The organism is Frankia sp. CoWAU3 (assembly GCF_977971855.1).
Genome location: NZ_CDWWXB010000233.1, coordinates 2,804 through 5,531, shown reverse-complemented (window position 1 = coordinate 5,531; position 2,728 = coordinate 2,804). Strand labels below are relative to the sequence as shown.

At 72.8% G+C, this 2,728-nt stretch carries 1 protein-coding gene and 1 pseudogene; both read right to left on the bottom strand.

The annotated features are described in order from the left end of the window. A partial coding sequence (locus AC08ON_RS16080) for a transglutaminaseTgpA domain-containing protein (RefSeq protein WP_476617262.1) occupies nt 1-2,302 on the bottom strand: 2,302 nt, incomplete at its 3' end. Beyond that, a pseudogene (locus tag AC08ON_RS16075) lies at nt 2,299-2,728 on the bottom strand (DUF58 domain-containing protein); the annotation flags it as partial. The pseudogene AC08ON_RS16075 and the gene AC08ON_RS16080, both read right to left, overlap by 4 nt.

Sequence of the window (2,728 nt, the reverse complement as noted above, 5' to 3'; positions counted from 1 at the left end):
CGGCATCTTCGCGGAGGTCTGCGACGGACGGCGGCGCGGCCATCTCCGGCGGCGCGTAGCGGGCCTGCTCCTCCGCGGAGGCCAGTCGGGCGAGTGCCGCGCGGGCCTGCGGGTAGGTCGTGGGGGGCTCGCTGCCCCTGGATTGCCACGCAGACGGTTCCGGGCCGGATCCCGGAGCCTGTGCGGTGGTCGGCTCGGCGTCCAGGTAGGCGGTCAGCCGGGCCACTCCGGCCCGCGGCGAGTCGTTCGGCCGGATCATGATTCCCAGGTCCGCGGCGACGTCCAGCAGTTCCGCCCAGGCGTCGTGGACCCGTTCCACCGTCGCCCCAGACGGATCTGGGGGATCGTCTTCGGCCGGGCGCAGCCGGACCCGCCTCCGCCGGATCCGGATGATCGCCGGAACGGCTAGCAGGCCCAGGACGGGCAGGGCAGCGCACAGCCAGACCACCCAGGAGGGAATTTCGGTGGAGGTCGATGCGTCGTCACCTGACCGCGCAGCGCCCATCGTGGTCGGATCGTCGCCGGGAGCCGGCGTGGAGGTATCCGGCACGGGCACCGGCTCGGGCGCTGCCTGCGATTCGGCCTGAGCCTGCTCTTCCGGCAGGGCGGCGTCGTTGTCGGGGTCCTCGGGCCCGGCGGGGGCGTAGGACGGCGCCGAGGTGGTTCCGTCGCTGCGGCGGGTCGGCTCGAAGCTGATCCAGCCGATCGACGGGAACCAGACCTCGGGCCAGGCGTGCGCCTGCCGGTTGGTGATGACGTAGCTGCCGTCGCTCTGCCGCGCCCCGGGGACGAAGCCGATCGCGACCCGGGCGGGTAGGCCCAGTATCCGCACCATGACCGTCATGGCCGAGGCGAACTGTTCGCAGTAGCCGCGGTGGGTGTCGAACAGGAACTGGCTGAGCGCGCCCTCCTGCGTGGTGGGGGCGCCCCGGAGGTCGTAGGTGAACTGCGGCCCCCGCAGGTATTCCTGGATCGCGTACACCTTTTCATAGGGGGTGCGCGCACCCGCGGTCACGGCCTTGGTGAGCTGACGCAGCTGGGGATCGAGATTGTCAGGGAGCGCGGTCGCGACGCCGAGCGAGTCCGGGATCGGCCCGGTCGCGGCCTGAAGCTGCGCGCTTGTGGGATTCGGCACCACCGCGTCCACCTGGTAGTGCGCGTTCGCCGTCGAGGTCCGGGTCGAGAAGATCGTGCCTGTCGGGCTCGCCAGCCGCCAGTCGCCGGTCAGCCCCTCGATCCGGATTGGGATGCCCGGAACCGGCAGATACAGCTCGTTGAACCGCCCGGTGACGGCCACCTCCGCACGTACCGACTGGGTAGCGCCGCCCGTCCGTGGTTTCGGTAATCCCTCGCTGACCCGGTCTTCCCGGGTGGCATTCAACGCCCGCAGGGTGAACAGTTGGCCGTCGAAGTTCTCCAGCGCCGTCAGTCGCAGATACTTCGGCTCGTCGGAGCGCAGCCGAAGCAGGGGCACCTCCGTGCTGGCGTGCAGCTGCTGGCTCACCGAGACGATCGGCTGCACGACGCTGGCCGAACTCGGACCGTCCCCGGCACCGGATCCACCCTTGCGCGACACCAGTCCCTCGCCGTCAAGGGACGGCAGGCCCAGCGGCACCACGATCGCGGCGACCAGCGCGGTGACGGCGACCCCGAGCGCGCCCACGGCGATGCGACCGCCGAACATCTCGACGCCAGCCCTCCGCTGGTCGGAGACGGTCCGGCCCCATCGCTCGTACGCCAACCGCCCGTCGAGCAGGAGCAGGGCGATGAAGCTCACCGCGCCGAGCAGAAAGGGCACCACGCCGACCCCCCCGGGCAGAATCGCCGCCGACACCGCATACAGCGCCAGCAGCGGAAGGCCGCCGAGCGTCGGGTGGTCGAACTTCACCACGATCAGGTTGACGATCATCACTAGGAGGTAGACGCCGATCACGGTGAGGACCACCAGGCCCGGCCGGGCGGGCACCGGCGCGGCCAGCCGTGAGATGTCGGAGCCGCCGGCGGAGATGAGCGTGTGCAGCGTCCCGACCGTGGTGGCGGTCGGCAGGAAGCCCAGCAACGCCGTCGACCGCGCGGACAGCACGGTGACGGTGCCGATGAGGCCGACCAGACTGAGCAGGATCTCGGCCGCCGCCGGCAGCCGGAGCAGGCGGCTCGCCACCCCCGTCCCGACGGCCACGGTCGTGGCGACGAGCACCGGCCCGAACCACCAGAGGACACCCTCGAACAGACGGGTCAGCGCGCTGGTGGACAGCAGACAGGCGACGGTGGCGATCACTGTGGGCGCCGGGCGGGCGTTCACGGCACAGACCGTCCGCCGGTGTGGAGATCGCCGGTGTGCCCCGTCGCCCCGGTGAGTCCCACGGTTCTGGTGAGTCCCGCGGCCCCGGGACGTCCGGAGACTCCGGCGGCACCCGGGGCACCGACGCCGCCCGTGCCCCGGGCCCGGGCGGCGACCCGCGGCCACATCGCCGCGAGGCTGGTGCCCGCCGCCGCGCCGAGGACCGCCCAGCCGGCGCGGGTGAGCACCGCGTGCGTCGTTTCGAGGTCGGCGGCGATCTTCGGGGCCGCCGCGGCGGTGCTCCAGCTGGCCACGTTGACGAGCACCGCGATCGCCGGGGCGCTGCGGGGCCGCAGCCCGGCCAGCGCGGTGGCGGTGGGCGCATCGGTGTGGCCGAGGACGGCGACGAACATGCCGCCGTGACCGACTCGCCCGCGGCCGGCCGCG